The following is a 2,659-nucleotide window of genomic DNA, read 5'->3' as shown; positions in this document are numbered from 1 at the left end:
GGACGATGCGCTTGCTCTCCCAGGTGCCGGACGCCGACTTCACGTGCCGGTCGGTGCCTTCGAGCTCCTTGAACGAACGGACGATCACGGTGGTGCGATGCCTCCTCGGCTCGGATGTGTGTTTCAGGCGGTTTCCCGGACGGCGCGGGCGAGGGTGGTGAGGCCCTCGTCCAGCTCGTCCGGGGTGATGGTCAGGGACGGCAGCAGCTTGACGACCTCGCTCTCGGGGCCGGACGTCTCGATGAGCAGCCCGAGTTCGAAGGCGCGCTTGGCGATGCGGCCCGCGCGCTCCTTGTCGTGGAACTCCAGGCCCCACACCAGGCCGCGACCGCGGTACTCCTTGACGTCGGCGAGGTTCTCCTCGGTGATGGCGATCAGCGCCTGCTCGACCTGCTCGCCGCGCGTACGGGTCTGCTTCTCCATCGCGGAGCCGTCGGCCCAGTACGCCTCCAGGGCCGCGGTGGCCGTGACGAAGGCGGGGTTGTTGCCACGGAAGGTGCCGTTGTGCTCGCCCGGCTCCCAGACGTCCAGTTCGGGCTTGAACAGGGTCAGCGCCATCGGCAGGCCGTAGCCGCTGATCGACTTGGAGACGGTGACGATGTCGGGCGTGATGCCCGCCTCCTCGAAGGAGAAGAAGGCGCCGGTACGGCCGCAGCCCATCTGGATGTCGTCGACGATGAGCAGCATGTCCTGGCGTTCGCACAGGTCGGCCAGGGCGCGCAGCCACTCGGGCCGGGCGACGTTGATGCCGCCCTCGCCCTGCACGGTCTCGACGATCACGGCGGCGGGCTTGTTGAGGCCGGAGCCCTGGTCCTCCAGGAGCCGCTCGAACCAGAGGAAGTCCTCGACCTTGCCGTCGAAGTAGTTGTCGAACGGCATCGGGGTGCCGTGCACCAGCGGGATGCCGGCGCCGGCCCGCTTGAAGGCGTTGCCGGTCACGGCGAGCGAGCCCAGCGACATGCCGTGGAAGGCGTTGGTGAACGACACGATCGCCTCGCGCCCCTTCACCTTCCGCGCCAGCTTCAGCGCGGACTCCACGGCGTTGGTGCCCGTCGGGCCCGGGAACATGACCTTGTACGGCAGGTCGCGCGGGCGGAGGACGTAGTTCTGGAAGGACTCCAGGAAGGCGCGCTTGGCCGTCGTCGACATGTCGAGGCCGTGCGTGACGCCGTCCCGCTCCAGGTAGTCGATCAGGGCCCGTTTCAGCACGGGGTTGTTGTGCCCGTAGTTGAGTGAGCCGGCTCCGGCGAAGAAGTCGAGGTACTCGTGGCCGTCCTCGTCGTACATGCGGCTGCCGTGCGCACGGTCGAAGACGGTGGGCCAGCCGCGGCAGTAGCTGCGTACCTCGGACTCGAGGGTCTCGAAGACGCTGAGGTCGGGCTGGGTGATGGTCACGACGAATCGCTCCTCGGTGGCGTGGGAGGTCAGAGGGAGTCGGAAGAAGTCGGAAGTCCAGGGGCCGGGCCGCGCGGTCAGCGCGTGAGCGGCCCGATGCGGTACAGCACCTCGGGGTCGTGCGGCCCGTCGGGGAACCGGCCGGCGTCGAACAGCACCTCGCGCTCCAGCAGGGCGCCGTGACGCTCCGCGAACGCGGTGAACAGGCGCTCGGACGCGGTGTTCCCCGGCGTGATGGTGGTCTCCACGGTGTCCACCTGGTGCTCCTCGGCGGTCCGGGCGGCCAGTCCGTCGAGCATCGCCGCGGCGAGACCGCGGCCGCGGTACGACGCGTCGACCGCGACCTGCCAGACGAACAGGGTGCGCGGGCTGTCCGGCCGCAGGTATCCGCTGACGAAGCCGATCGGCTCTCCGCGCTCGTCGCGGGCGACGGCCGAGGTGGCGGCGAAGTCACGGCACCACAGCAGATAGCTGTACGACGAGTTCAGGTCGAGGACCTTCGAGTCCTTGGCTATCCGCCACAGCACGGCTCCGTCCGCCACGGTGGGGCGGTCGATTTGCAGGTCTGTTTGTGCGGCAGTCATGCAAATTGAACTTACCCAGGTAAATTCAAAATTGCATCGTCTGTCGGGGTTACGTGCCGACTTGATCTGTGTTATCGCGCGTGCGGGTGTGGTCGCGCGAGGGGTCGGTGATATGCCCGCATTTGAGCGGTGCATATGGTGTAAAGCGGGCGCGATGTGGGACTGGTCACAACTGTGTAACTCCCGTGACGGCGCCCGGAAAGCTCGCGAAATCGTGTCGTTTAGGGTCGAGGAAACCGGGCAGAAGAAGACGGGAAGCTGTTCCGGAAGGTAATCGGGAAATAAGCGGAAGAATGTCTGGGGAGAATCTGTGCGAGGGATTTCGATAATCCCACGGAATTCACGGTCCGGTTACCCCGTCGATACGCTCCCGCAGGAGGCGGGCGTGACCGTCGCGCCGCGCGTACTCCTCGATCGGGTGGACGAGCCCTCGGGCGGACCGGCCTCCGCCCCGGCGACCGGACCCTCGGCAACGTGGACGGTTGCCACGAAGGGAACGCCCGGCGCGGTGACCGGATCGTCCGCCGCCATTGATGTCGCCCCCGCCGCCCCTTCCCGTCCCGTCCCCGGGGGCTGCGCCCCCAGACCCCCATCGGCCCTGAACGGGCCTCGTCCTCAAACGCCGGACAGGCTGATTCCAGCCCCTCCGGCGTTTGAGGAGCGGGGGTCCGGGGGCAGCG

The 2,659-nt window shown here is 67.8% G+C and carries 2 protein-coding genes and 1 pseudogene; all 3 read right to left on the bottom strand.

Annotated elements, in window-relative coordinates:
- Positions 1-88: pseudogene (gene ectC, locus ACFV5H_RS37720) on the bottom strand (L-ectoine synthase); the annotation flags it as partial.
- Positions 89-123: 35 nt separating this feature from the next.
- Positions 124-1,395 carry a diaminobutyrate--2-oxoglutarate transaminase gene (gene ectB / locus ACFV5H_RS37715; protein ID WP_385059569.1) on the bottom strand — a complete coding sequence of 424 codons (1,272 nt, stop codon included), beginning with the start codon at positions 1,393-1,395 and terminating at the stop codon, positions 124-126.
- A gap of 77 nt (positions 1,396-1,472) precedes the next feature.
- Positions 1,473-1,979 (bottom strand): diaminobutyrate acetyltransferase, encoded by a 507-nt coding sequence (gene ectA, locus ACFV5H_RS37710; RefSeq protein ID WP_385059572.1) that lies wholly within the window; start codon positions 1,977-1,979, stop codon positions 1,473-1,475.
- Between the last annotated feature and the right edge of the window lie 680 nt (positions 1,980-2,659).

Source organism: Streptomyces sp. NPDC059787, from assembly GCF_042732315.1.
GTDB classification, from domain to species: domain Bacteria; phylum Actinomycetota; class Actinomycetes; order Streptomycetales; family Streptomycetaceae; genus Streptomyces; species Streptomyces atrovirens.
The sequence above is the reverse complement of the archived record's forward strand: the minus strand, read 5'-3'. Positions and strand labels throughout refer to the sequence as shown.